The sequence below is a fragment of the Pseudomonas imperatae genome, assembly GCF_057128625.1.
Genome location: NZ_JBSKHP010000023.1, coordinates 1 through 26,520 on the forward strand (window position 1 = coordinate 1; position 26,520 = coordinate 26,520).

Here is a 26,520-nt window from a genome sequence, read left to right on the forward strand (position 1 = left end):
GCTCCTACCACGAATAGTGTAGGAGCCGACTTTAGTCGCGATGCAGACGACGCCATTTCAAGACAGTTGCTGCTACGTGGGGGATTCCGTAGCAGTGGCCGCAGGCCGCGTCCGGGGGCACCGCGCATCGGCAGGCTCGCCGCGTAACGGCTGGACGCAGCCTGCGGCAGCTGCTACGGGGGGTGGGGGGCGGCGCGTATTCCCTGCAGGCCGCCGGTGTGGATGAACATCAGGCGGGTGCCTGGGGCGAAGCGATGCAAGTTGTCGTGCAGCGCCAGCAGGGCCTTGCCGGTGTACAGCGGCTCCAACGGCACGCCGCTCTCCTGCTCGGCGGCGGCCATGAACGCAAGCAGCGCTTCATCCACCTTGGCAAAGCCGCCTCGGCTGGCGTCGATCAGCTCAAAACCATCGCCGGTGCCCAGCAACGCCGCCAGGTTTTCTTCCACCCCATGGCCACCCGGCACCGCCGTGGCGCCGTAGGCGAACGGCCCGCTGGCTTGCACCAGGCCCGCCAGGGTGGTGCCGGTGCCCACGGCCAGCCACCAGGCATCGAAGCCATCCCAACCCAGCCCCGGCAACCCCGCCCGCACCTGCTCCAGTAGCACCTGGCAGCCGCGCGCGCCCTCCTCGCCACCACCGCCTTCAGGCACCGCTAGCAAATCGGGGTAACGCACCTGCCACGGCAGCCAGAACCCCGGCGCATGCCGTTCACGGTAGCCGGCATAGCCCAACCAGTGCAGTTCCATGCCAAACGCTTGCAGGTCGTCAACGGTAGGCGTCTGCTGCGGGTGGCCACGCAACAGGCCCACGGTCTTGAAGCCCAGGCGCTTGCCCGCCGCCGCCAGGGCGTGAAGGTGGTTGGAATGGGCGCCGCCCAGGCTCATCACCCCGCCCAAGCCTTCGCGGCGCATGCGTTGCAGGTGTTCGCTGAGCTTGAACCATTTGTTGCCGCTGATGAGCGGGTCGATCTGGTCCAGGCGCAGGATGGCCACCTGCACCCCGGCGGCGCGCAGCCAACCGAGGTCCAGGGGATGCAGGGGCGCAGGGCGCGCCCAGTCGGGAAGGATCATTGCAGGTCACTGGCAGGCCATGGGCCTGCCAGTTTACCGGGTCACAGCTCGGCGGCCAGCCGCGAACCCTGGTTGATGGCGCGCTTGGCGTCCAGTTCGGCCGCCACATCGGCGCCGCCGATCAGGTGCACCGACTGCCCCGCGGCTACAAGCCCCTCCTGCAATTCGCGCAGCGGGTCCTGCCCCGCGCAGATCACCACGTTGTCCACCGCCAGCACCTGCGGCTCGCCCTCGCCGATGCGCACATGCAGCCCGGCATCATCGACCTTCAGGTACTCGACGCTGTTGAGCATCTGCACGCCCTTGTTCTTCAGGCCGGTGCGGTGAATCCAGCCGGTGGTCTTGCCCAGGCCGTCGCCCACTTTGCTGACCTTGCGCTGCAACAGGTACACCTGGCGCGCCGGTGCGTGCGGCTGGGCCTTGATGCCGGCCACGCCGCCACGGGCCTCCAGGGCGGTGTCGATGCCCCACTCCTGCCAGAACGCGGCGCGGTCCTGGCTGGTGGCCACGCCTTCGTGCACCAGGTACTCGCTGACGTCGAAGCCGATGCCGCCGGCGCCGATCACCGCCACGCGCTGGCCCACCGGCTTGCGTTGCAGCAGCACGTCCAGGTAACTGAGCACCTTGGCGTGCTCGATGCCATCGATGGCCGGCAGGCGCGGGGCGATGCCGGTGGCCAGGATGATGTCATCGAAACCGCCGGCCGCCAGCTGCGCCACGTCGACGCGGGTGTTGAGGCGCAGGTCGACCCCGGTGGTTTCCAGCTTGCGCTTGAAGTAGCGCAGGGTTTCGTAGAACTCTTCCTTGCCGGGCACGCGCTTGGCCACGTTGAACTGGCCGCCGATCTCGCTGGCCGAATCGAACAGGGTCACCTGGTGCCCACGCTCGGCGGCCACGGTGGCGGCGGACAGGCCCGCAGGGCCGGCTCCGACCACGGCGATCTTCTTCACCTTGGCGGTGTGGATGTAGTTGAGCTCGGTCTCGTGGCAGGCGCGCGGGTTGACCAGGCAGCTGGTCAACTTGCCGCCGAAGGTGTGGTCCAGGCACGCCTGGTTGCAGCCGATGCAGGTGTTGATCTCGTCGGCGCGGCCTTCGGCGGCCTTGTTGACGAAGTCGGGGTCGGCGAGGAACGGCCTGGCCATGGACACCATGTCGGCGTCGCCCTCGGCGAGGATCTGCTCGGCCACCTCCGGGGTGTTGATGCGGTTGGTGGTGATCAGCGGGATCTGCACCGCGCCACGCAGCTTGGCGGTGACCTTGCTGAACGCCGCACGCGGCACCTTGGTGGCGATGGTGGGGATGCGCGCCTCGTGCCAGCCGATGCCGGTGTTGATCAGGGTGGCGCCGGCCTGTTCGATGGCCTTGGCGAGGATGACGATCTCCTCCCAATCGCTGCCGCCTTCCACCAGGTCGAGCATCGACAGGCGGAAGATGATGATGAACTGCGGGCCCACCGCTTCGCGCACGCGGGTGACGATGTCCACGGCCAGGCGCATGCGGTTCGCGTAGGCACCGCCCCAGCGGTCGGTGCGGCGGTTGGTCTGCGCGGCCAGGAACTGGTTGATGAAGTAGCCTTCCGACCCCATGATTTCCACGCCGTCGTAACCGGCCTGTTGGGCCAGTTGCGCGCAGTTGACGAAGTCGGCGATCTGCTTCTCGATGCCCGCCTCGTCCAGCTCGTGGGGCGTGAACGGGTTGATGGGCGCCTGCAGCGCGCTGGGCGCCACCTGCTTGGGGCTGTAGGCGTAACGGCCGGCGTGAAGGATCTGCAGGCAGATCTTGCCGCCCGCCTCGTGCACCGCCTGAGTGACCACGCGGTGCTTGTCGGCTTCTTCCGGGGTGCTGAGCTTGGCCGCGCCGGCGTATACCCCGCCCTCCTCGTTGGGGGCGATGCCGCCGGTCACCATCAGGCCCACGCCGCCACGGGCGCGCTCGGCGAAATAAGCAGCCATGCGCGCAAAGCCACCGGGCTTTTCCTCAAGGCCGGTGTGCATCGAGCCCATCAGGCTGCGGTTGCGCAGGGTGGTGAAACCCAGGTCCAGCGGGGCGAGCAGGTGCGGGTAGTGGGCGGCGGCCATGTGTCACTCCATCAACAGGCAAATCACGGTATGCGGCGGGCTCGGCAATCTGTACCGGCCCCCGTCGTTTATCTGTCGTTGAATCTACGGCCAAGGGACGGGCGCCTCAATGACCGAAAGTGACAAGTTATTGATCCTATAGCACAGCCGATCAGACCATCGGGTAACGCTTGAACACCGCGGTCTGCTCCAACTGCTCGGCCTGGCTGCGCAGCGCCGGGAAGTCCGCGGGCTTGACCACGTCCGGCACCATCAACTGGATGAACGACCAGGCTACCGCGCTGCTGAGCGCCGCCTGGTCGGGGCGCTGGCCGTCGGCCAATGGCGTGGTTGCCCAATGCCGATCCAAGGCACTGCAGGCCGCCAGCAACTGCCCGGTGACCCGCGCCACCCACGGTTGGTGCAGCTTTTCGGCCGGCCGCAGGTTGCGCTCGTAGACGATCTGCACGGCCTTCTCGCAGGCGGCCAGGGCCAGGCCGACCACGCTCAACGCCTGGGCCAGCGGCTGCGCCGCGCTGGGCAACAAGGGAGCGGCGGCCTGGCGCTCGAAGTAATCGATGATCAGCGTCGAGTCCATCAGCACCGTGCCGTCGTCCAGCACCAGGGTCGGCGCCTTGACCACGGGGTTGATCGCGGCGAACGCGTCGAAGGTGCTGAACACCGACAGGGCGTCGTGCTCGAAGGCAATGCCCAACAGGTCCAGGGAAATGGCGGTGCGGCGAACGTAGGGCGAATCCAGCATGCCAATCAGTTTCACGGGCGTCTCTCCTTGAGGTGTCTGGTTACAGTAACCCCGGCGCCACAAACGGGCAAAGCCGCTCACACCTTGATAACCTGTGCGGCTAAAATTTCATTTCACCCACCCGGGAGTTTCACGCCAGCCCATGGCCCGATTGTTGTTCAGCCTGCTCTCTCTCGTCCTCGTCGTTGCGCTGGGCACCTATGCCCTGTGGACCCAGGACCGGCCGGCAGGCCATTACCTGTCCGACCTGCGCATCCAGGTGGCGCTGGACGACGGCGTGCGCGCCGACCGCGGCAACCTGCTGGGCATCCAGCCCGAGCTGTTCGCCACCGACTACCAGAGCCTGCCGCGCCTGCACCGCAAGCTGGCGGCCTATTTGAGCCAGGCGCGCAACCTGGGCATGCTCAGCGCCAAGACCGTGGTGGTGCTGCCCGAGCACATCGGCACCCTGCTGTGGGCGCTGGGCGAGAAAGACGAGCTGTACCAGGCGCCACACCTGGCCGAGGCCAACCAGTGGCTGGGCTACAGCAACCCACTGTTGTTTGCCCGCGCCTGGCTGCAGGCCCAGGGCGACGACCGCACCCAGGACACCCGCCTGCGCATGAAGGCCAGCAGCATGGCCCGCGACTACCAGCAGGTGTTTGGCGGCCTGGCCAAGGAGTTCGGCATCACCCTGGTGGCGGGCTCGATCATCCTGCCCGACCCGCAGCTGCGCGACGGCACCCTGGTGACCGGCAACGGCGGTCTCTACAACATCAGCGTGGTGTTTGGCGCCGACGGCAAGCCCATGGGCCAGCCCCAGCGCCAGCTGTACCCCGATTTCGTCCAGCGCCGCTACGTGCAGGCTAGCCCCGACCCGCAGTTGCAGGTGCTGGACACCCCGGCCGGACGCCTGGGCGTGCTGATCGGCAGCGACAGCTGGTACCCCGCCAACTACGCCCAGCTCGACGCCAAGGGCTGCGAGCTGATCGCCGTGCCGGCTGCGCTGAACGGCAAGGACGTATGGCGCGAACCCTGGCGCGGCAACCCCGACCGCGCCGACGCCGCGCAACTGGGCATCCAGCCTGGCGAGGTCAGCGAGGGCGAGGCCTGGCAGCGCCTGGCCCACGCCAGCCGCGCGCCGGTTAGCAAGGCCCGCGCCAGCGTCAGCGTGTTCCTGCGCGGGCAGTTCTGGGACCAGTTCAGCGACGGCCAGAGCTTCGCCAACCACGACGGCCAGACCCACCCGACCGACGACGGTCGCGGCGCGCGGCTGATCAATCTGTGGCTGTAGGCCCATGCCCAGCCAACCGGTAAGACTGGGCGACCTGTCCGTCGGCTTTATCCACGCCCTGGCCGACGCGGTGGCCAGCCACGGCCAGGACCCCGCGCCGCTGCTGCTGCAATACGGCCTGGACCCTTCGCGCCTGGCCGAAGCCGGCGCGCGGCTGTCGATACCGCGCTACATGCGCCTGGGCCACGCCGCTATCCAGCTCACTGGCGACCCGGCCCTGGGCCTGCGCATGGGCAACCTGTGCCGCCTGCCCCAGGCGGGCCTGGCCGGGGTGACTGCGGCCCAGGCGCCCACCGTGCGCGAGGCGGCGCGCACGCTGATCCGCTTCGCACCGCTGAGCCAGTCCAACTACCGCGGCCAGTCCAGCCTGCACGAAGACGCGCGCGGCGCCTGCCTGCGCTTCTACTCCATCAGCCCCTACAACGCCTACAACCGCTTCGTGGTGGACTCGGTGCTGGGCGGCTGGCTGCAGCAGCTGGGCACCCTGTGCGGCCAGGCGCTGCGCGCCGAGCGCATTGAGGTGGAGTACGAACTGCCGCCCTATGCCGAGCAGTACCAGGCCCTGAGCCACGGCCCGGTGAGCTTCGGCGCCGAGTACAACCAGCTGCGCCTGAGCCTGGCCAGCCTGGCGCTGCGCAACCCGGACCATTGCCCCAGCACCTACAAGTACCTGTTGAGCCTGTGCGAGCAGGAGCTGGAACAGCGCACGCGCACCCGCAGCCTGAGCGAGCGCATCAGCCAGTTGCTGGGGCCGTTGTTGAATGGCGGGCGGGAACCGGATCTTGGGGAGGTGGCGGCGCGGTTGAAGCTGCCGACCTGGACCTTGCGGCGCAAGCTGGCCGATGAAGGCACCCAGTTCCGGGCGATTCTCAATGACACGCGGCGCGACCTGGCCATGGCCTACATCCGTGACACGGAGTTGGCGTTTGGCGAGATCGCCTATCTGTTGGGGTTCGCTTCGGCCGAGGCCTTCGCGCGGGCGTTTAAGCGCTGGACGGCGCAGACGCCCGGGGACTATCGGCGCGCAAGCGTGCGGGCGTTATAGCTCGGTGGCGTCTTCGGCGGGTTCCAGCGGGTCCAGCTCGACGGCGCGCGATTCCAGCAGTTCTTCCTGGTACTCATCCATGCTCTTGTCCTCTCGTTGATGTCATTGACAGCATAGCGCCTGGCAATGAAAGAAAAATGACCGGGGTCAACGGAGAACGAGTACAGCAAACAGGAATTTACCCCACCTGCCGATCTATCTGGCTTTTGATCTGCTGTTGATCCGGCTTGTGATCTGCTGTTGATCTGGCTTGTGATCTTGATCTGGCTTGTGATCTTGATGGTATGCCCCGTAAAGCGCCCGGGCCGACTGGAGGCGTCGATCAACGGGCTGCCCGAAGGGCCGAGGCCGCAGGCCGAAGAGACGGTAACCCGCAGGCTTCTATAGCGGGTGCCGTCTGCCCGTTGAGCGGCGCCGGAAGGAGGGGACCCGTAGCGCAGCGGAGGGCCCAAGCAGGGGCAAGCGTTTTTTGCTTACTTTTTTTGGCGTTTGAAAAAAAGTGAGTCGGCGTAAAGCCGAAACGGTCGGTGGTCGCACCGCGAAAATGGATATGTCCGAATCCCTCAGAAGCGAGATTCGAAAGCCATGCACATATCCAATATCAAGGGTGATGCAGAATCACCTTTCCGCCCTTACGGCGGCTCACTTTTTGTCAAACGCCACAAAAAGTAAGCAAAAAAGGCTTGCCCCTGCTTGGTCCCTACGCTTCGCTGCGGGTCCCCTCCCTCCGGCGTCGCCCAAGCGGCCGACGGCCCGGAATAGAAGCGCCTCCGGTTCCGTCTTCCCCGGCTACGCCGGGGACCGCTTGGCCAACGCCTCCAGTCGGCCCTGGCGCTTTACGGGGCACACAATCAAGATCAAAGGCCGCACGGGATCAAGATCAAACGCAGCTTGCGGCGCACGCTTGATCTGGGTACGCCTTTACTGCGCAGCAGCGGCAGGCGCAGATGTTGTAGAGGTCGTCGTAGTAGTACTGCTATCAGTACCGTTCGCAGCAGGCGCAGCTTCCGTGGTGGCAGTCGTCGACACCGGCGTGATCGGCGCCGCATCCGCCGGCGGCACCACCGGCTCCGAACCCTGCGTAGCAGCTGCAGTAGCTGCAGGCACAGCAGGCGCCGCCACCGCCGCAGCGGCAGGTGCTGGCGCTACAGGCTCCGCCGGCTTTTCAGGCTCGACCTTGGCCTCGGCCTTGACCTCGGGCTTGGGTTCTTCTTTCTTCGCTTCAGGCTTCACCTCGGCCTTGGGCTCCGGCACGCCCAGGTCGGCCTTGGGCTTGTCGACGATGTGCGCGGCCTTCTTCGCCTCGGCCGGCAGGTACACGTCCACCAGGGCAAAGTAGCGGTCATAGAACTTGGCCGAGGTCACCGTCTCGCTGGCCACCTTGACCATGGAGTCGTCGGTGGAGCCGATCGGCATCGACACCGAGCCCAGCACGCCCACGCCCAGGCTGGCCGAGTTGTTGACCTTCTTCAGCGCGTAGCGATCCTGCAAGGCGTTGGCGAACATGGTCGAGGTCTGGTTGCTGTTGCCATCGGCGGCACAGGTGACGTTGAAGCTGATCTCCATGTGCGTCTCGCCGGTCTGCTGGAAGCTCTTGTGGCCACTGAGCTGCTTGGGGTCGCTGCTGGTGATGATGTAGCCCTGGCTGAGCAGCGCGCGGCGCGCGGCCTCGCACGACGACGAATCGCTGACCGGGTAGTTGCGCGAGTAGGTCCCCGAGTCGGAGAAATCTTCGTGCTCGTACATGGCCGGTTTCTTCGAAGAACAGCCGCTCAAGGCGAGCAGCGAGAACGCCAAAGCACAGCCCAACCGTGGGGCGCTCAAGCTCAGTGACTTAGACATTGCGAATCCTGGGCAAACAATCAGCCTCTATTGTGCCTCAGTAAGGAGAGACAAGGCGCATGAAATGAGTTTTAGACAACCTCCAACCCTACTACGAGCGCCGTCCAGTTAAAAGCCGGGGCGACACATGGACGCGGTGTAAAGTCATATGACATCACCGCGCCACGTCTGTAGGATGCGTCGCCTTCGTTACACATTCCCTCAGAAACACCGTGCAGTTCCGCATCCAATTCCTGCGGGCACCGAGGGAATAGAGCTGTTGCGCGCCTTCAGGAAGATCATTTGTTCATCAGGAGATTGTGTGTGAAAACTGTTACCCGTGGCCTGTGCCTGGGCCTGGCTGCCCTGACCCTCGCCCTGACCGGCGGTTGCGCCACCGAAAGCTCCCAGGCCCTGAGCGTGGCCAAGGTGGAAAGCGCCGGCCGCCCTTACGCCGGCCCGCGTTCGCCCATCGCCGTGGGCAAGTTCGACAACCGTTCCAGCTACATGCGCGGCATCTTCTCCGACGGCATCGACCGCCTCGGCAGCCAGGCCAAGACCGTGCTGATTACCCACCTGCAGCAGACCAACCGCTTCAACGTGCTGGACCGCGACAACATGGGCGAGATCGCCCAGGAAGCCGCCATCAAGGGCCAGGCACAGAAGCTCAAGGGCGCCGACTACGTGGTGACCGGCGACGTCACCGAGTTCGGCCGCAAGGAAGTCGGCGACCACGAACTGTTCGGCATCCTGGGCCGCGGCAAGACCCAGGTAGCCTACGCCAAGGTAGCGTTGAACATCGTCAACATCAGCACTTCCGAAGTGGTCTATTCCACCCAGGGCGCCGGTGAATACTCCCTGTCCAACCGCGAAGTGATCGGCTTCGGCGGCACCGCCAGCTACGACTCCACCCTCAACGGCAAAGTGCTCGACCTGGCCATGCGCGAGGCCGTCAACCGCCTGGTAGAAGCCGTGGACAACGGCAGCTGGCAGCCGACCCGCCCGTAATTTCCCCGCGTCACACAAGGAGCGACATTCGCCATGGGCAACACCTTCACGCCACGCCTCGGGCTGGCCATCACCCTGCTGGCCGGCGCCGTGCTGAGCGGCTGCGCGCAGCAACCCAAGACCCTGTACCAATGGGAAGGCTACCAGACCCAGGTGCACGAGTATTTCAAGGGCGAGTCCAAGGAACAGCAGGCGCAGGCGCTGGAAGCTGACCTGGAAAAGATCCGCGCCAAGAACGGCACCCCGCCGCCGGGCTACCACGCCCAATTGGGGCTGCTGTACTCGAGCATGGGCAAGAACGATCAGATGATTCAGCAGTTCCAGCAGGAAAAGGCGCTGTTCCCTGAATCCACCGCCTACATGGACTTCCTGGTGAAAAACGCCACGCACGGAGCAATCCAATAATGCTGCGCCTGTTCAAACCTGCCGCGGCCCTGCTGGCCCTGGCCCTGCTGGGCGGCTGCGCTGGCCCGCAGAAAAACCTCGACTACACCGCCTTCAAGGCTGCGCGCCCGCACTCGATCCTGGTGCTGCCGCCGGTCAACGAATCGCCAGACGTAACGGCCACCTACAGCATGATGAGCCAGGTGACCTTCCCGCTGGCCGAGGCCGGCTACTACGTGATGCCGGTGGGCCTGGTGGACGAGACGTTCAAGCAGAACGGCTTGAACAACGCCGCCGAGATCAGCCAGGTACCCGCACCGAAACTGCGCTCGATCTTCGGCGCCGACGCCGCCCTGTACGTGAAGGTGACGGACTACGGCACCAAGTACATGGTGCTCAGCAGCGCCACCGTGGTCACCGCCACCGCCAGCCTGGTCGACCTGAAGACCGGCACCACCCTGTGGACCGGCGCGGCCTCGGCCTCCAGTGAAGAAGGCCAGAACAACAGCGGCGGCTTGATCGGCATGCTGATCACCGCGGCGGTGAAGCAGATCATCAACAGCAGCACCGATGCCGGCTACCCGATCGCCGGGCTGACCAGCGCGCGCTTGCTGTCGGCCGGGCACCCCAACGCCCTGCTGTATGGCCCGCGTTCGCCGAAGTACGGCACTGACTAACCCCCAAACCTCCGTAACCGCAACTGTTTTTGTGGGAGCTGGCTTGCCAGCGAGTTTTTCGGGCCTCAACAGCTCGCTGGCAAGCCAGCTCCCACAAGTTAGCTATTGCTACGGGGATTTGGGTTAAATCGCGGGCACAAAAAAAGCGACCCGCAGGTCGCTTTCTTTGTGCTTCAAGGAGTTCAAGGGCCTCGAAGCTTTGTATGGCGCAGCGGACGGGACTCGAACCCGCGACCCCCGGCGTGACAGGCCGGTATTCTAACCGACTGAACTACCGCTGCGTATCGCTTGCACTTGCGTGCAGTTGAAACAGGTCTGACCGAGACGTTTCGAGCTTCTCGATCTCTGACACGGCAAGGCCGAATCAGGTAAAAATGGCGCAGCGGACGGGACTCGAACCCGCGACCCCCGGCGTGACAGGCCGGTATTCTAACCGACTGAACTACCGCTGCGCAGTGCTGGACGCCTTCTCAGTAACAAGGCCTCCCCTCTTTGGGATGAAAGAGGATCAGAGTGGTGGGTGATGACGGGATCGAACCGCCGACCCTCTGCTTGTAAGGCAGATGCTCTCCCGGCTGAGCTAATCACCCTCTTGCCTCTCCAATGACGCGAACTTTACGCAGCCAACGAAGGTAAGTCAATAACTTTATTGAAGTTTTTTCAAAAAAGACGGTTTTCTTACCGCGCCCCCCCTTCCATGGGGGCACCTTCTTCTATTCCTGGTAGATCATCTTGCGGGTCATGCCGCCGTCCACCACCAGCTCCTGGCCGGTGACGAAGCCGGCATTGCGCGACAGCAGCCACGCCACCAGCGCCGCCACGTCCTCCACGGTGCCCACGCGCCCTGCCGGGTGCTGGGCGTGGTCGGCGTCGGACAGCGGTGCCGCGCGGCGCTCGGACGGGTCGCGGGCGTCGATCCAGCCCGGGCTCACGGCGTTGACCCGGATCTCCGGGCCCAGGCTGATGGCCAGGGCGTGGGTCAGGGCCACCAGGCCGCCCTTGCTGGCGGCGTAGGCCTCGGTGTCGGGCTCGGACTGGCCGGAGCGGGTAGACGCCAGGTTGACGATGGCGCCGCCATGGGCACGCAGGTACGGCGCACAGTGCTTGGCCAGCAGCATCGGCCCACTGAGGTTCACCGCCAGCACGCGGTTCCACTTCTCCAGCGCCAGGGTTTCCAGCGTGGTGTTGTGGGGGTCGGTGATGGCGGCGTTGCACACCAGCGCGTCCAGGCGGCCGAACTGGCCCAGCACCTGGGCCACGCCGGCCTTGACCTGGGCTTCGTCGGCGACGTCCATGGCAATGAACAGCGCGTTCTCACCCAGTACCTGGGCCACCTTGGGGCCGCGCACGCGGTCAAGGTCGGTGAGCACCACCTGCCAGCCCTCGGCGATCAGCCAGGCAGCGATGCCCAGGCCGATGCCGCGCGCCGCGCCAGTGACCAGGGCGACCCGGCCATTGTGGCTGGCGGTTTTCGCAGACCAGTCGATCACAATGCCGCCAGGCCGCGCGCGAGGTCGGCTTGCAGGTCGGCCACGTCTTCCAGGCCCACGGCCACGCGGATCAGGCTGTCACGGATGCCGGCGGCTTCACGCTCGGCAGGCGACAGGCGGCCGTGGGACGTGGTGCCCGGGTGGGTGATGGTGGTCTTGCTGTCACCCAGGTTGGCGGTGATGGAGATCAGGCGGGTGGCGTCGATGAAGCGCCAGGCGCCCTCCTTGCCCCCCTTGACCTCGAAGCTGACCACGCCGCCGAAGCCGCCGCGCATCTGGCGCTTGGCCAGTTCATGCTGCGGGTGGCTGGGCAGGCCGGCGTAGTGCACCTTCTCGATGCCGTCCTGCTGCTCCAGCCACTCGGCCAGGGCCTGGGCGCTGGCGCAGTGGGCGCGCATGCGCAGGTTCAGGGTTTCCAGGCCCTTGAGGAAGATCCAGGCGTTGAACGGGCTCAGCGAAGCACCGGCGGTACGCACCACGCCGACCATTTCCTTCATGTGCTCGGCACGGCCGGCGACCACGCCGCCCATGCAACGGCCCTGGCCGTCGATGAACTTGGTCGCCGAGTGCACAACGATGTCGGCGCCCAGCTTCAGCGGCTGCTGCAGCGCAGGCGTGCTGAAGCAGTTGTCCACCACCAGCAGGGTGCCCTTGGCGTGGGCGATCTCGGCCAGGGCGGTGATGTCCACCAGCTCGGCCAGCGGGTTGGACGGCGATTCGACGAACAGCAGCTTGGTGTTGGGCTTGATGGCCGCGTCCCACCCTGCCAGGTTCGCCAGTGGCACGTAGTCAACTTCAATGCCGAAGCGCTTGAAGTACTTGTCGAACAGGCTGATGGTGGAGCCGAACACGCTCTGGGAGATCAACACGTGGTCGCCGGCGCTGCACAGGCCCATGGCCACAGCGGTGATGGCGGCCATGCCGGTGGCGAAGCCCACGGCCTGCTCGGCGCCTTCCAGGGCGGCGATACGCTCTTCGAACGAACGCACGGTGGGGTTGGTGTAGCGCGAATAGACGTTGCCTGGCACTTCACCGGCAAAACGCGCCGCCGCGTCGGCCGCGGTGCGGAATACATAGCTGGAGGTGAAGAACAGCGGGTCGCTGTGTTCGCCTTCCGGCGTGCGGTGCTGACCGGCGCGCACGGCCAGGGTGTCAAACGAGACCCCTTCCAGATCGCTGTCCAGCCGCCCGGCGTCCCATTCCTGTGTCATGCCGCTACTCCCAAAGCTATTGATTAGAAAATGCAGGGTGAATAGTTTATCAAATTACGGCGCGGGACGCGGCCTGCGGCCGCTGCTACAGGGGGTGTTGTTGCCACTACAAAAAAACGCCCGGGCTCTTTGCAGAGGCCCGGGCGTCGTGGAGCGCGCTACCGATCAGTTGTTATACAGGTCGATGATCGCGCTCACGGCCTGGGTCTTGATTTTCGAGGCGTCGTTACGCGCCTGTTCGATCTTGTTCAGGTATTTCTCGTCGATGTCGCCGGTCACGTACTTGCCGTCGAACACCGCGCAGTCGAAGTGCTCGATCTTGACCTTGCCACCGCCAACAGCGTCGATCAGGTCCGGCAGGTCCTGGTAGATCAGCCAGTCGGCGCCGATCAGGTCGGCCACTTCCTGGGTGCTGCGGTTGTGCGCGATCAGCTCGTGGGCGCTTGGCATGTCGATGCCGTAGACGTTCGGGTAGCGAACGGCCGGGGCTGCCGAGCAGAAGTAGACGTTCTTGGCGCCGGCTTCACGGGCCATCTGGATGATCTGCTTGCAGGTGGTGCCGCGCACGATCGAGTCGTCCACCAGCATCACGTTCTTGCCGCGGAATTCCAGCTCGATGGCGTTGAGCTTCTGGCGTACCGATTTCTTGCGCGCGGCCTGGCCGGGCATGATGAAGGTACGGCCGATGTAGCGGTTCTTGACGAAGCCTTCGCGGAATTTCACGCCCAGGTGGTTCGCCAGCTCCAGGGCCGCGGTGCGGCTGGTGTCCGGGATCGGGATGACCACGTCGATATCGTGCTCGGGGCGCTCGCGCAGGATCTTCTCGGCCAGCTTCTCGCCCATGCGCAGGCGCGCCTTGTACACCGAGATGCCGTCGATGATCGAGTCAGGGCGGGCCAGGTACACGTGCTCGAAGATGCACGGCGCGTAGTGCGGGTTTGGCGCGCACTGGCGGGTGTGCAGCTTGCCGTCTTCGGTGATGTACACCGCTTCGCCCGGGGCCAGGTCGCGGATCAGGGTGAAGCCCAGCACGTCCAGGGACACGCTTTCGGAGGCGATCATGTACTCCACGCCTTCGTCGGTGTGACGCTGGCCGAAGACGATCGGACGAATGGCGTTCGGGTCGCGGAAGCCGACGATGCCGTAGCCGGTGATCATCGCCACCACGGCGTAGCCGCCCTTGCAGCGCTTGTGCACGTCAGCCACCGCGGCGAACACGTCTTCCTCGGTAGGCTGCAGTTGCTTGCGCGTGGCCAGCTCGTGGGCGAACACGTTCAGCAACACTTCGGAGTCGGAGCTGGTGTTGACGTGACGCAGGTCCGACTCGTAGATTTCCTTGGCCAACTGTTCAACGTTGGTCAGGTTGCCGTTGTGCGCCAGGGTGATGCCATACGGCGAGTTGACGTAGAACGGCTGGGCCTCGGCCGAGGTCGAGCTGCCCGCGGTCGGGTAGCGCACGTGGCCGATGCCCATGCTGCCCACCAGGCGCTGCATATGGCGCTGCTGGAACACATCACGCACCAACCCGTTGTCCTTGCGCAGGAATAACCGGCCATCATGGCTGGTCACAATACCGGCAGCGTCCTGGCCGCGGTGCTGGAGGACGGTTAGCGCGTCATACAGCGCCTGATTGACGTTCGACTTACCGACGATACCGACGATGCCACACATGCGACGCAACCCCTACTTAATGAATCTGAACTGAACAACCCGTCATTGACCCTTGTGAGCGGTCGGGAAGAGTTGATCCTTGAACGGAATATCAACTGGTGTGCTGATTCCGCTGGCGAGCCACTGGCTGGTCATCCCCAGAACGAGGTTTTTCGACCAGTCGGCGACCAATAGAAATTGGGGCACCAGCCGAGACTGTTGCCACCAGGTGTCTTGTTGAAACGGGCCCAGGCTCAGCAGCCCGACGCCGACGACCACCAGCAGGCCGCCGCGCGCCGCGCCAAAGGCGGTGCCCAGGAACCGATCGGTGCCGGACAGGCCGGTCACGCGGATCAGTTCACCAATTAGAAAGTTGACCATGGCGCCGACCAGCAGCGTGGCGACGAACAGGATGGCGCAGCCTGCAATAACGCGGGCCGAAGGCGTCTGGATGTAGCCTTCCAGGTATTGTGACAATGCGCCTCCGAACATCCAGGCGACCGCACCGGCAATGATCCAGGTGAGCAGAGACAAGGCTTCCTTGACGAAGCCGCGCTTCAAGCTGATCAAAGCGGAGATGGCGATAATCGCGAGTATCGCCCAGTCAACCCAGGTAAATGCCACGGTGCAGCCTGCAACAGGATAAGGCGGCGCATTTTAGCAGAGCGCCGCCTTATGGGTAAGCAGTGATTGCCAGCTGTTTAGTTGCGCTCTGGCTGGAACCGTACCACAAAACCCTTGACGTTCTGCTGGCGGCTGATCAGGTCACGCAGGCGCTCGGCCTCGGCGCGGTCGATCAGCGGCCCGACGAACACCCGGTTCATGCCGTCGGCCGAGCGTACATAGGCATTATAGCCCTGGCTGCGCAGGGATTTTTGCAGGCTGTCGGCGCCGCTGCGGCTGGACAGGCTGGCCAGTTGCACCGCCCAGCTCACCGGCAGGCCGTTGGCGTCGATCTTGCTGGCGGCCGTGTCGGCCTTGGCCACCGGCGCAGGCGCTGGAGCGGGAGCAGGCTTGGCCATGGGTGCAGGGGCTGGCTTGGGTGCCGGCGCGGGCGCCTGAGCCTGGGCACGCGGGGCGGGAGCGACGACCGGCTGCGGCGCCACCGGCATCGAAGGCGGTGGTGCGGTGGGCGCCGCCTGGGCCTCCACCGATTCGGCGTCCTGGGGCAGGCTCTGCTGCTCAGGCACCGGCACCGGCTCGACCTTGACCTGCGGAACAACCGGCGCCTGCGGGGCTTCGGGCGCGTCCACGCGCACCTGGCGCAGCTCGTCCTGGCGGGAAAACAGCATGGGCAGGAAAATCACCGCCAGGGCGATCAGCACCAGGGCGCCTACCATGCGCTGTTTGAACACCTTATCCAGCAAAGCCATCCGCAACTTCCTCCGTGGCATGCCGGGCCAGCCACTCCAGGGCTTCGCCGACACAATAAAAAGATCCGAACAGCAGTATTTCATCATCCGCCGTTGCCAGGTCGCACTGGGCCTCGAGGGCCTGTTCGACGCTGGCATAGGACGCCACGGTCGCGCCAAGGTTCGCCAGGGCCTGCACCAGTTCGTCCGCCGGGCGCGTACGGCCGGTGGGCAGCGGCGCTACCGCCCATTGGGCGACATGGCTGGCCAGCGGCGCGATGACGCCGTCCAGGTCCTTGTCGGCCAGCAGGCCGAACACCGCCAGGCGCTTGCCCGCCGGTGGCCGGGCGGCCAGGCGGCGCGCCAGGTACTCGGCGGCGTGGGGATTGTGCCCCACGTCCAGCAGCAGGTTCAGGGGTTTGCCTTTCCAGGTCACCTGGCGCCGATCCAGGCGGCCGGTGACGCGGGTGGCCAGCAAGGCGGCGACCAGTTGCTCACGCTGCCAGGGCAGGCCGGTCAGGGCATAGGCCTGCAGCGCCAGGGCGGCGTTTTCCATGGGCAGGTCCAGCAGCGGCAGGCCGTCCAGCACCAGCGCGTCGCCGGCCAGGGTGCGGCCACGCCACTGCCACTGGCTGTCGCCGATGGTCAGGTCGTACGCATCGCCGCGCAGGAAGAACGGGCAGCCCAGCTCGGCCACCTTGTCCAGCACGGTGTGCGGTGGGTCGAGGTCGCCGCACAGGGCCGGATGGCCGGCACGCATGATGCCGGCCTTCTCGAAGCCCACGGATTCGCGGGTGTTGCCCAGGTAATCGGCGTGGTCCAGGCCCACGCTGGTGATCAGGGACAGGTCGGCGTCGATCAGGTTGACCGCGTCCAGCCGCCCGCCCAGGCCCACTTCCAGCACCACGGCGTCCAGCGCCGCCTGCTTGAACAGCCAGAAGGCTGCCAAGGTGCCCATTTCGAAGTAGGTCAGGGAAATTTCGCCACGGGCTGCTTCCAGGGCCGCGAAGGCCTCGCACAGCCGGGCATCGTCGACCTCCACGCCGTCGATCAGCACCCGCTCGTTGTAGCGCAGCAGGTGTGGCGAGGCGTAGACGCCGACTTTCAGGCCCTGGGCCTTGAGCAGCGAAGCGACAAAGGCGCAGGTCGAACCCTTGCCGTTGGTGCCGGTGACGGTAATCACCCGCGGCGCCAGGCGACCCAGGCCCAGCCGCGCCAGCACTTGCTGGCAACGGTCCAGGCCCATGTCGATGCCCGCCGGGTGCAACTGCTCAAGATAAGCGAGCCACTCGCCCAGGGTACGTTGCGTCATACAGTGGCAGGCGCCGGTGGAACCACCATCGGCTCGATCGCAGCGGCGACGAAGGTCGGGGTCGGCAGGCCCATCATTTGTGCCAGCAGGCTGCCCAGGCGTGGGCGCAGTTCCTGGCGCGAGACGATCATGTCGATGGCGCCGTGCTCCAGCAGGAATTCGCTGCGCTGGAAGCCTTCCGGCAGTTTTTCACGCACGGTCTGCTCGATCACGCGTGGGCCGGCGAAGCCGATCAAGGCCTTGGGCTCGGCGACGATCACGTCACCCAGCATGGCCAGGGAAGCGGAAACACCACCGTACACCGGGTCGGTCAGCACGGAGATGAACGGCAGGCCTTCTTCGCGCAGGCGCGCCAGCACGGCCGAGGTCTTGGCCATCTGCATCAGCGAGATCAGCGCTTCCTGCATGCGCGCACCACCGGAGGCGGCGAAGCACACCATCGGGCAACGGTTTTCCAGGGCATAGTTGGCCGCGCGCACGAAGCGCTCGCCGACGATGGCGCCCATGGAACCGCCCATGAACGAGAATTCGAAGGCGCTGCACACCACCGGCATGCCCAGCAGGGTGCCGCTGATGGAAATCAGCGCGTCTTTCTCGCCGGTCTGCTTCTGGGCCGCGGTCAGGCGGTCCTTGTACTTCTTGCCGTCACGGAATTTCAGGCGGTCCACTGGCTCCAGGTCGGCGCCCAGCTCGTTGCGGCCTTCGGCGTCGAGGAAGATGTCCAGGCGCGCACGGGCGCCGATGCGCATGTGGTGGTTGCACTTGGGGCAAACGTCCAGGGTCTTTTCCAGCTCGGGACGGTACAGCACCGCCTCGCAGGACGGGCACTTGTGCCACAAGCCTTCAGGCACCGAGCTTTTCTTCACCTCGGAACGCATGATCGAAGGGATCAGTTTGTCTACCAACCAGTTGCTCATGCTTTATTTCTCCAGTAACGGGGACAGCTCGCGCGATCCCGCGCATGCCCTTGAGCTCAATTTAATTCGTGTAAAGGATGGGGAACTGCACGTGTGCGCTCGCGCCATCTTCAAATTTCGGATGGCCGACCCATCGGTCGCCATCGCCTTGCCAGAGGTATGGACGGTGGCAGATTGGCAACCGTCACATCCCTTGGCACAACCTCACCTGACCCCGTGGGAGCGGGCTCTGCCCGCGAAGCAGACACCAGGGTATTTCAGCAACTGCGCGGCGGGCTTTTCGCGGGCAGAGCCCGCTCCCACGTCGGTCGTCATTCGCGCGAAATCGTACCGCGTACCGCCTGCATGAACGCCTCGATCTTTTCCGCGCCCTTGATGCCTTTCGCGGCCTCTACCCCGCCGCTGACGTCTACCGCATACGGTTGCACCTGGGCGATGGCCTGGGCCACGTTGGCCGCCGACAGGCCGCCCGCCAGGATGACCGGCTTGCTCAGCCGCGCAGGCACCAGGCTCCAGTCGAACGCCTCACCGGTGCCGCCCGGCACGCCGGCCACGAAGGTGTCCAGCAAAATGCCGCTGGCACCGCTGTACTGCTTGCAGATGGCTTCCAGGTCTTCGCCGGGGCGCACGCGCACTGCCTTGATGTACGGGCGGTGGTAGCCCTGGCAGTCGGCCGGGGTCTCGTCGCCATGGAACTGCAGGAGGTCCAGCGGCACCACTTCGAGGATCTCGTTCAGCTCGCAGCGGCTGGCGTTGACGAACAGCCCCACGGTGGTCACGAACGGCGGCAGCGCGCGGACAATGGCGCGCGCCTGCTCGGCCGTGACGGCCCGCGGGCTCTTGGCGTAGAACACCAGGCCAATGGCATCGGCGCCCGCCTCGGCTGCGGCCAGCGCGTCCTCGATGCGGGTAATACCGCAGATTTTGCTGCGAACGGCGGACATATGCGGAAAAACCTCAGGAAGACGCCAAAGCTCTGGATGTTAGCAAATGGATTCCATGCCGTCAGCCCGGCAATGTATCGAAGCCTGTCAGGAAGTGCGGGCCGATGTAGCGCTCCGGCAGCGGGAACTCGTCGCGGTACTCCACCTGCACCAGGTACAGGCCGAACGGGTGCGCCGTGACCCCGCCGGCGCGGCGCTCGCGGCCTTCCAGCACTTCGCGCATCCACTCCACCGGGCGCTCGCCGGCGCCGATGGTCATCAGCACCCCGGCGATGTTGCGCACCATGTGGTGCAGGAAGGCGTTGGCGCGGATATCCAGCACGATCATCTTGCCGTGGCGGGTCACGCGGGCGTGGTGCATCTGCTTGATCGGCGACTTGGCCTGGCACTGGCCGGCGCGGAAGGCGCTGAAGTCATGGGTGCCGATCAGGTACTGGGCGGCCTCGGCCATGCGCTCCACGTCCAGCGGCCGGTGGTTCCAGGTGATCTCGTCGCCCAGGTGCGCGGGGCGGATCTGGTCGTTGTAGATCACGTAGCGGTAGCGCCGGGCGATGGCCGTGAAGCGCGCATGGAAGGTGGGCGGCATTTCCTTGGCCCAGGTCACGCTGATGTCGTGGGGCAGGTTGATGTTGGCGCCCATGGTCCAGGCCTTCATGGAGCGCACCGCGCGGGTGTCGAAGTGCACCACCTGGCCACAGGCGTGCACGCCGGCGTCGGTGCGGCCGGCGCACATCAGGTCGACGGGCGAGTCGGCGACGATCGACAGGGCCTTTTCCAGGGTTTCCTGCACGGTCAGCACGCCGCTGGCCTGGCGCTGCCAGCCGCGGTAGCGCGAGCCTTTGTATTCGACGCCCAGGGCGATGCGGGTGAAGCCTTCGGCAGCGACTTCGCTGGCCGATTGTTGAAGAATGTCCACGTGGTTCAAGCCTGTGATAAAGCGCAATGGCCGCCATTATACGGGGCCAGGGGGCAGAAACGACAACGGCAGCCACGCGGGCTGCCGTTGTCAGGGTGCAGTGGAGGCCTCAGACCAGCCGCGAGAGCATCTCGCGCGCTTCGCTCTGCTGGCCCTCGGTGCCTTCCTTGACCACTTCGTCGAGGATGTCGCGTGCACCGTCATGGTCGCCCATCTCGATGTAGGCACGCGCCAGGTCGAGCTTGGTGGCGGCCTCGTCGGTGCCCGACAGGTAGTCGAAGTCGTCTTCGAACGGCGGCAGGTCGTCGAGGTTGTCGAGGTCGTCCAGCGCCGGCTTCTCCGGGGCCTTGAACGGCTCGGCGATGGGCGGGTGCTCCAGGCTGGCGGAGAGTTTGTCGAGCTCGGCGCTGACGTCACCCAGCTGCTCGTGCAGCTTGTCCGGGGCGGCCTGGGGCGCGGCGTCCATTTCCTCGGCCAAGGACAGGTCGAAGTCGTCCGGCAGCTCCAGGTCATCCACCGGTGCCGGCGGCACGTCGGGCTTGTCCAGGTTCAGCTCGGCCTCGAAATCTTCCAGCTGGGCTTCCAGCTCGGGGTCCAGGGTCGGCGCGGCCGGTTCGTCGTCGGCGATGGCCAGGTCGAAATCGGCCAGGTCATCCACCGGCGGCGCTTCGGCAGGCGCGCTGTGCTCGGCCAGCAGCGCCTCGAAGTCCAGGTCGTCCTCTTCCAGGGCCGAAGGGGCTTCCACGGCAGGCGCAGGCTCGGCGGCGGCTTCCAGCGGCTGCGGGGCGTCCAGCACCAGGTCGTCGTCGAAGTCGGCGACGTCCAGGTCAGGTTCGGCCGGCTCGCCGAGGTCGTCGTCCAGGTTCAGGTCGAAGTCGCTGTCGAAGGTGTCGTCGATCGGGTCGGCAGCACCCGGCTCGTCCATCAGCAGGTCCTTGACGTACTGGGCGTCCAGCTCGGCGGCCACGGCGGCAGCGCCCGCAGCGGCCATGGCCACCCCGAGCATGGCGGGGAAGCGTGCTTTCAGCGCTTCCACGGCGTTGTGGTTCTGGCCGGTGGCAACCAGCTGGCGCTCTTCGCCGATGAAGGCGTTGCGGTCACCCTGGTGGGCGTAGACTTCCATCAGCTTGAGGCGCAGGTCGCTGCGCTCGGGCTGGGCCTTCACGGCAGGTTCCAGCAGCTCCGCGGCCTCGCCCAGGCGCCCTTCGGCCATCAGGCGGTCGGCCTCGGCCAGCAGGTCGGCTTCAGGGGCAACCACCGGCGCCACCTTCGGCTCGATGACCGAGGCCACCAGCGGTTCGACCACCGGCGCGGCAACCACCGGCTCGGCAGCCGGGCGCAGCGGCGGCGTGGGGATGATTTCGGACACCGGCGGCTGCACCACCGGCGCCGGCTCGGCGGCGGCCACGGCGGCAGCGGCAGACGCGGCGACCATGGCCGGCGCCAGCTTCACCGCCGGCGGCGGGGTTTCCAGGCCTTCGAAGCTGCTGGGCGGCAGGTCCAGGTCCTTGTCGAAGTCGGTTTCCTCGGCCAGGGCACGGGCCATGCGCATGTGCTTTTCGGCTTCCAGCTGGGCCTTGCGGCGACGCGCCAGTAGCAGCGCCGCCAGCAGCAGGATCAGCACCGCGGCGCCACCGATCAGGCCGAGCATGATCGGGCTGGTCAGGAACTTGCCGAACAGGCCAGGCTGCGCTTCGGCCGGGGCCGGGGCTTCTGCCGGTGCTGGGGCAGGTGCCGGCGCGGGGGTAGCCGCTTCCGGTGGCGTGGCGGGTGCGGCCGGGGCGGCCGGCGTGGCGGCATCCGGTGCCGGGGCCGGCGCAAGCTGGGCGTTGACGGCCGGGGCCGGCGTGGCGGCTGCGGCATCGGCGGCAGGCGCAGCCGGTGCGGCGGCGCTGGCGGCTTCCAGCTTGGCCAGTTGATCGTTCTTGAGCTGGATCAGCTTCTGCAGCTTGTCCAGCTGGCTCTGCAGGTCGCCCATGCGGCTTTTCAGCTCGGCATTGTCGCGGCGGGTGGCGTCGAGGTTTTCCTTGGCCTGGGCCAGGCGCGCCTGACGGTCGCCGGCCTTGCCCTGGCCGTTCTTGCCATCGGCAGCCACCAGGCTGAGCTTGTCGCCAGCCTCGGTCTGCGCCGGTGCATTACCGGTGCCGGTGCGGCGGGTGGCGTCCAGCTGCTGGGCGCGCGGGCCCAGGCGGCGGCCTTCACGCCAGGCGGCGTTCTGGCGGGCCACTTCGGCAATCGCCGGGCCCTGGCCCAGGGCGGTGGCTTGCGGGGCGTCCGGCAGGCGCAGCACCTGGCCGGTCTTGAGCCGGTTGATGTTGCCGTCGACGAAGGCGTCGGGGTTCAGCGCCTGGATCGCCAGCATGGTCTGCTGCACGGAGGCCGGCGGCACGGCGTTCTTCTGGGCAATGTCCCACAGGGTGTCGCGCTTGCCGGTGGTGTAGCCGCCTTCGCTGCCCTGGGTCTGGGTGGTGACCGCGGGGGTGGTGGCAGGCTGAACGGGGGCGGCGTTCTGCGGCCCGAACTTGCTGGAGTCGACCAGCACGCTGTAGTCGCGCAACAGGCGGCCCTGGGGCCACAGCACCTGCACCAGGAACTTGAGCATCGGCTCGCTGACCGGCTGCTTCGAGGTCACGCGAATCACGCTGCGGCCGCCGCTGTTGATCACCGGGGTGAACGTCAGGTCATTGAGGATGGCATCACGGTTCACGCCCGCTTTCTGGAATTCCTCGGGCGAGGCCAGGCTGGGCTTGATGTCGGCCGGCGCCAGGTCGCGAACGTCGAGCAGTTCGATCTCGGCCACCAGCGGCTGGTTGGCGGCCGATTTGAGGGTGACTTCACCCAGATCCAGTGCACGCGCCATACCGGAGGACAGCGCCGAAGCGGCGGCTATTGCTAACACCAGTTTGCGAACTTGAACCATGGCCTAATCCTTGTTTGAACATTTCCTCGGCAAGCGAGAAGAAGTGAAAAGCTGCCTGGAGGCAGCTCACCTCAAGCAATCGGCCCGGCGCTTGGCACCGGGCTAGAATCATTATGCAAATTGTTGCCAAGTATCTTTTACAGCAGGTCTTTTATCAACAACTCAGCCAGCTGCACGGCGTTTAGCGCGGCGCCCTTGCGCACGTTATCGAGCGTAGCCCAAAGGTTGAGTTCGCAGGGGTCATCAATGCCGGTGCGCACGCGACCAACATAGACCACATCCTGGCCCACCGCGTCACCGACCGGGGTGGGGTAGTCCCCCTCCTCCACCAGCTCCACGCCCTCGGCGCCGTCCAGCGCGGCGTTCACCGCGGCCAGGTCGACGGCAGCCTCGGTCTGCAGCGACACAGTGAGGCTATCGCCAAAAAACACCGGAGCTTGAACGCAAGTCACGGAAATCTTTAGCAAAGGCAGCTGCAGCAGCTCGCGCAGCTCGCTCACCAGGCGGCGTTCCAGCACCACGTGGCCCTGCGCGTCCGGCTTGCCCACCTGGGGCAGCAGGTTGAACGCCACCTGGCGGTCGAAGAAACGTGGCTCCAGCGGGCGAGCGTTGAGCAACTCGGCGGTCTGGCGCGCCAGCTCGCTGACCGCCTCGCGGCCCAGTGCCGACACGGCCATGGCAACGGTGACATTGACCCGCACCAGGGCCAATTGTTCACGCAGCGGCGCCAGGATCAGCGCCAGCGCCACCGCGCTGGAGCTGGGGCTGCCGACCTGCACCGGCGCCTGCAGGGTGGCCAGCACGTCGCCATTGGCTTCCGGCACCACGTGCGGCGCCGCCAGCTCGCCGGACAGGTCGATGACCGTGCAACCGGCTGCCGTGGCCTTGGCGGCGAAGTTGCGGGTAACGGCGGCGCCCGCCGCAAAGAACGCCACGCGCACCTGCTTGAAGTCGAACTGCTCCACCTCGCGCACCCGCACGTTCTTGCCGCGGAACGGCACCGAGGCGCCGGCCGATTCGATGCTGGCCAGCAGGTGCAGGTTGCCCACCGGGAAATCACGCTCCTCGAGGACCTGCACCAGGGTTTCGCCGACGGTACCGGTGGCGCCGATGATGGCGATGTCGAAAGTCTGGGTCATGGTTGCGATCCTCGGGGTTTGGCAGGGGGGCGGGACTTTATATCTAATTGTTGCGCTTGTCTCGGGGTTGGGGTGGGCCATTGGTGCATGCCGTTGGTTTTTTTGGCGTTCATCAGATCGCGCGCCGCCCGCGCGGCGCATCGCGGGCAAGCCCGGCTCCTACGTTTGTTTCGGGCCAGTCACGCCAGCACCATCACCATGTCCACCCTGGTTGTTCACTGCCGATCCGTGCAAATCACGGCAAGCCAAAAAAAAACCCGCACCAAACGGCACGGGTTTCTTTCAACTCACAGCAGCACTTACCGTTCCAGCAGGATCCGCAGCATGCGGCGCAGCGGCTCGGCGGCGCCCCACAGCAGCTGGTCGCCGACGGTGAACGCGCCCAGGTACTGGGAGCCCATGTTCAGCTTGCGCAGGCGGCCAACCGGCACGTTCAGGGTACCGGTGACGTTGGTCGGGCTCAGCTCCTGCATGCTGATCTCGCGCTGGTTCGGCACCAGCTTGACCCAGGGGTTGTGCTGGCTGATCAGGCCTTCGATGTCGGCCAACGGCACGTCCTTGTTCAGCTTGATGGTCAGCGCCTGGCTGTGGCAACGCATGGCGCCGATGCGCACGCAGATGCCGTCGACCGGGATCGGGCTCTTGAAGCGGCCCAGGATCTTGTTGGTCTCGGCCTGGGCCTTCCACTCTTCGCGGCTCTGGCCGTTCGGCAGTTCCTTGTCGATCCATGGGATCAGGCTGCCTGCCAGCGGCACACCGAAGTTTTCCGTTGGGTAGGCGTCGCTGCGCATGGCCTCGGCGACCTTGCGGTCGATGTCGAGGATGGCGCTGGCCGGGTTGGCCAGGTCATCGGCCACGGCCGCGTGGGTAGCGCCCATCTGGCGGATCAGCTCGCGCATGTTCTGCGCACCGGCGCCCGAGGCCGCCTGGTAGGTCATGGCGCTCATCCATTCCACCAGGCCGGCTTCGAACAGGCCGCCCAGGCCCATCAGCATCAGGCTGACGGTGCAGTTGCCGCCGATGTAGTTCTTGGTGCCGGCATCCAGCTGCTGGTCGATGACCTTGCGGTTGACCGGGTCCAGGACGATGACCGCGTCATCCTGCATACGCAGGCTGGAGGCGGCGTCGATCCAGTAGCCCTGCCAGCCGGCTTCACGCAGCTTGGGGAATACCTCGCTGGTGTAGTCGCCGCCCTGGCAGGTCAGAATGACGTCGAGGGTTTTCAACTCTTCAATGCTGTAAGCGTCCTTGAGCGGGGCAATATCCTTGCCTACCGCCGGGCCTTGGCCGCCGACATTGGAAGTGGTGAAAAACACCGGCTCGATAAGATCGAAGTCCTGCTCTTCCAGCATCCGCTGCATGAGCACGGAACCGACCATACCGCGCCAACCGATCAGACCTACACGTTTCATCGCAACTACACCTTTGACAAAAAAGTGGGCCGCTACTGCTGTAGCGGGCCCAAGAGATTACAGATTCCGCAGCGCCGCGACTACTGCATCACCCATTTCCTGCGTACCAACTTTCGCACAACCGTCCGACCAGATGTCGCCGGTGCGCAAGCCCTGGTCCAGCACCAGGCTCACGGCCTTCTCGATGGCGTCGGCGGCAGCCTGCTGGTTGAAGCTGTAGCGCAGCATCATCGACACCGACAGGATGGTCGCCAACGGGTTGGCGATGCCCTTGCCGGCGATGTCCGGCGCGGAACCGTGGCACGGCTCGTACATGCCCTTGTTGTTGGCATCCAGCGACGCCGACGGCAGCATGCCGATGGAACCGGTGAGCATGGACGCCTCGTCCGACAGGATGTCACCGAACATGTTGTCAGTCACGATCACGTCGAATTGCTTGGGCGCGCGCACCAGTTGCATGGCGGCGTTGTCCACGTACATGTGGCTCAGCTCGACGTCCGGGTAGTCCTTGGCCACTTCCTCGACCACTTCACGCCACAGTTGGCTGGAAGCCAGCACGTTGGCCTTGTCCACCGAGCACAGCTTCTTGCCACGCACGCGGGCCATGTCGAAGCCGACGCGGGCGATGCGGCGGATCTCGCTTTCGCTGTACGGCAGGGTGTCGTACGCCTGGCGCTCGCCGTTTTCCAGTTCGCGGTTGCCGCGCGGGGCACCGAAGTAAATGCCGCCGGTCAGTTCACGGACGATGAGGATATCCAGGCCCGCGACGATTTCCGGCTTCAGGCTGGAAGCGTCGGCCAGTTGCGGGTACAGGATGGCCGGGCGCAGGTTGCCGAACAGGCCCAGTTGCGCGCGAATCTTCAGCAGGCCGCGCTCGGGGCGAATGTCACGCTCGATCTTGTCCCACTTGGGGCCACCCACGGCGCCCAGCAGCACGGCATCGGCCTTGCGCGCCAGTTCCAGCGTCTCGTCGGCCAGGGGCACGCCGTGCTTGTCGATGGCAGCGCCACCGATCACGTCGTGCTGCAGTTCGAAGCCCAGGTTGAACTTGTCGTTGGCCAGGTTCAGCACCTTGACCGCCTCGGTCATGATTTCCGGACCAATACCGTCGCCTGGGAGAATCAGAATCTGCTTGCTCATGCTTTCCTCGATCTTTTGT

The 26,520-nt window shown here is 65.9% G+C and carries 22 protein-coding genes and 3 tRNA genes; 5 read left to right on the top strand and 20 right to left on the bottom strand.

Features of this window, described 5'->3' with window-relative positions:
- Positions 1–173: 173 nt before the first annotated feature.
- The 3 genes from ACWKWX_RS24300 to ACWKWX_RS24310 form a co-directional block, all read right to left on the bottom strand.
- A complete protein-coding gene (locus tag ACWKWX_RS24300; RefSeq protein WP_483829149.1) occupies positions 174–1,070 on the bottom strand; it encodes a 1-aminocyclopropane-1-carboxylate deaminase/D-cysteine desulfhydrase in 897 nt (298 codons plus the stop codon).
- Between the two features lie 41 nt (positions 1,071–1,111).
- Positions 1,112–3,148 (bottom strand): 2,4-dienoyl-CoA reductase FMN-binding domain-containing protein, encoded by a 2,037-nt coding sequence (locus tag ACWKWX_RS24305; RefSeq protein WP_483829150.1) that lies wholly within the window; start codon positions 3,146–3,148, stop codon positions 1,112–1,114.
- 151 nt (positions 3,149–3,299) lie between these two features.
- Positions 3,300–3,905 carry a glutathione S-transferase gene (locus tag ACWKWX_RS24310; RefSeq protein ID WP_483829151.1) on the bottom strand — a complete coding sequence of 202 codons (606 nt, stop codon included), beginning with the start codon at positions 3,903–3,905 and terminating at the stop codon, positions 3,300–3,302.
- Between the two features lie 127 nt (positions 3,906–4,032).
- Between ACWKWX_RS24310 and ACWKWX_RS24315 the strand changes: the two genes are divergently transcribed.
- On the top strand, positions 4,033–5,163 hold the full coding sequence (locus tag ACWKWX_RS24315; protein WP_416425998.1) for a nitrilase-related carbon-nitrogen hydrolase: 1,131 nt from the start codon (positions 4,033–4,035) through the stop codon (positions 5,161–5,163).
- A 4-nt stretch (positions 5,164–5,167) separates the two neighbouring features.
- Positions 5,168–6,208, top strand: coding sequence for an AraC family transcriptional regulator (locus tag ACWKWX_RS24320; protein ID WP_483829152.1), 1,041 nt, complete (start codon positions 5,168–5,170; stop codon positions 6,206–6,208).
- Between the two features lie 921 nt (positions 6,209–7,129).
- Here ACWKWX_RS24320 and ACWKWX_RS24325 read toward each other — a convergent pair.
- A complete protein-coding gene (locus ACWKWX_RS24325) occupies positions 7,130–8,050 on the bottom strand; it encodes a DUF2242 domain-containing protein (RefSeq protein ID WP_473003936.1) in 921 nt (306 codons plus the stop codon).
- A gap of 303 nt (positions 8,051–8,353) precedes the next feature.
- Between ACWKWX_RS24325 and ACWKWX_RS24330 the strand changes: the two genes are divergently transcribed.
- Genes ACWKWX_RS24330 through ACWKWX_RS24340 form a run of 3 tightly spaced genes read left to right on the top strand, consistent with a single transcriptional unit; the run spans position 8,354 to position 10,098 of the window.
- A complete protein-coding gene (locus ACWKWX_RS24330) occupies positions 8,354–9,037 on the top strand; it encodes a CsgG/HfaB family protein (protein ID WP_476301726.1) in 684 nt (227 codons plus the stop codon).
- A 33-nt stretch (positions 9,038–9,070) separates the two neighbouring features.
- Positions 9,071–9,442, top strand: a complete 372-nt coding sequence (locus ACWKWX_RS24335) for a DUF4810 domain-containing protein (RefSeq protein WP_483829153.1) — start codon at positions 9,071–9,073, stop codon at positions 9,440–9,442.
- Entirely contained in the window at positions 9,442–10,098 is a 657-nt protein-coding gene (locus tag ACWKWX_RS24340; protein ID WP_483829154.1) for a DUF799 domain-containing protein, read from the top strand. The genes ACWKWX_RS24335 and ACWKWX_RS24340 overlap by 1 nt, the downstream gene beginning before the upstream one ends.
- 204 nt (positions 10,099–10,302) lie before the next feature.
- On the opposite strand, the gene ACWKWX_RS24345 is transcribed toward ACWKWX_RS24340, so the two are convergent.
- From ACWKWX_RS24345 to leuB, 16 genes are all read right to left on the bottom strand, one after another.
- Positions 10,303–10,379, bottom strand: a tRNA-Asp gene (locus ACWKWX_RS24345).
- Between the two features lie 94 nt (positions 10,380–10,473).
- Positions 10,474–10,550, bottom strand: a tRNA-Asp gene (locus ACWKWX_RS24350).
- 62 nt (positions 10,551–10,612) lie between these two features.
- Positions 10,613–10,688: transfer RNA gene (locus tag ACWKWX_RS24355), tRNA-Val, on the bottom strand.
- A 123-nt stretch (positions 10,689–10,811) separates the two neighbouring features.
- The gene (locus ACWKWX_RS24360) at positions 10,812–11,588 is read right to left on the bottom strand and encodes an SDR family oxidoreductase (RefSeq protein WP_416426010.1); all 777 of its coding nucleotides are present in this window, start codon (positions 11,586–11,588) and stop codon (positions 10,812–10,814) included.
- Positions 11,585–12,799: an O-succinylhomoserine sulfhydrylase gene (locus ACWKWX_RS24365; RefSeq protein WP_027981620.1), complete on the bottom strand. Its 1,215-nt coding sequence runs from the start codon at positions 12,797–12,799 to the stop codon at positions 11,585–11,587. The genes ACWKWX_RS24360 and ACWKWX_RS24365 overlap by 4 nt, the downstream gene beginning before the upstream one ends.
- Positions 12,800–12,964: 165 nt before the next feature.
- Positions 12,965–14,470: an amidophosphoribosyltransferase gene (gene purF / locus ACWKWX_RS24370; protein WP_416426013.1), complete on the bottom strand. Its 1,506-nt coding sequence runs from the start codon at positions 14,468–14,470 to the stop codon at positions 12,965–12,967.
- A 42-nt stretch (positions 14,471–14,512) separates the two neighbouring features.
- A complete protein-coding gene (locus tag ACWKWX_RS24375; RefSeq protein ID WP_416426015.1) occupies positions 14,513–15,073 on the bottom strand; it encodes a CvpA family protein in 561 nt (186 codons plus the stop codon).
- A gap of 77 nt (positions 15,074–15,150) precedes the next feature.
- Positions 15,151–15,822, bottom strand: a complete 672-nt coding sequence (locus tag ACWKWX_RS24380) for an SPOR domain-containing protein (protein WP_483829155.1) — start codon at positions 15,820–15,822, stop codon at positions 15,151–15,153.
- A complete protein-coding gene (gene folC, locus ACWKWX_RS24385; RefSeq protein WP_483829156.1) occupies positions 15,806–17,113 on the bottom strand; it encodes a bifunctional tetrahydrofolate synthase/dihydrofolate synthase in 1,308 nt (435 codons plus the stop codon). The genes ACWKWX_RS24380 and folC overlap by 17 nt, the downstream gene beginning before the upstream one ends.
- A complete protein-coding gene (accD, locus tag ACWKWX_RS24390) occupies positions 17,110–18,030 on the bottom strand; it encodes an acetyl-CoA carboxylase, carboxyltransferase subunit beta (protein ID WP_483829157.1) in 921 nt (306 codons plus the stop codon). The genes folC and accD overlap by 4 nt, the downstream gene beginning before the upstream one ends.
- Before the next feature lie 311 nt (positions 18,031–18,341).
- Positions 18,342–18,974 carry a phosphoribosylanthranilate isomerase gene (locus ACWKWX_RS24395; protein WP_483829158.1) on the bottom strand — a complete coding sequence of 211 codons (633 nt, stop codon included), beginning with the start codon at positions 18,972–18,974 and terminating at the stop codon, positions 18,342–18,344.
- Between the two features lie 61 nt (positions 18,975–19,035).
- Positions 19,036–19,890, bottom strand: coding sequence for a tRNA pseudouridine(38-40) synthase TruA (gene truA, locus ACWKWX_RS24400; protein WP_416426025.1), 855 nt, complete (start codon positions 19,888–19,890; stop codon positions 19,036–19,038).
- 109 nt (positions 19,891–19,999) lie between these two features.
- Positions 20,000–22,810, bottom strand: coding sequence for a FimV/HubP family polar landmark protein (locus ACWKWX_RS24405; RefSeq protein WP_483829159.1), 2,811 nt, complete (start codon positions 22,808–22,810; stop codon positions 20,000–20,002).
- A 137-nt stretch (positions 22,811–22,947) separates the two neighbouring features.
- Entirely contained in the window at positions 22,948–23,949 is a 1,002-nt protein-coding gene (locus ACWKWX_RS24410; protein WP_483829160.1) for an aspartate-semialdehyde dehydrogenase, read from the bottom strand.
- Between the two features lie 299 nt (positions 23,950–24,248).
- Positions 24,249–25,361, bottom strand: coding sequence for an aspartate-semialdehyde dehydrogenase (asd, locus tag ACWKWX_RS24415; protein ID WP_416426031.1), 1,113 nt, complete (start codon positions 25,359–25,361; stop codon positions 24,249–24,251).
- 57 nt (positions 25,362–25,418) lie between these two features.
- Positions 25,419–26,501 carry a 3-isopropylmalate dehydrogenase gene (leuB, locus tag ACWKWX_RS24420; RefSeq protein WP_416426033.1) on the bottom strand — a complete coding sequence of 361 codons (1,083 nt, stop codon included), beginning with the start codon at positions 26,499–26,501 and terminating at the stop codon, positions 25,419–25,421.
- Positions 26,502–26,520: the final 19 nt, after the last annotated feature.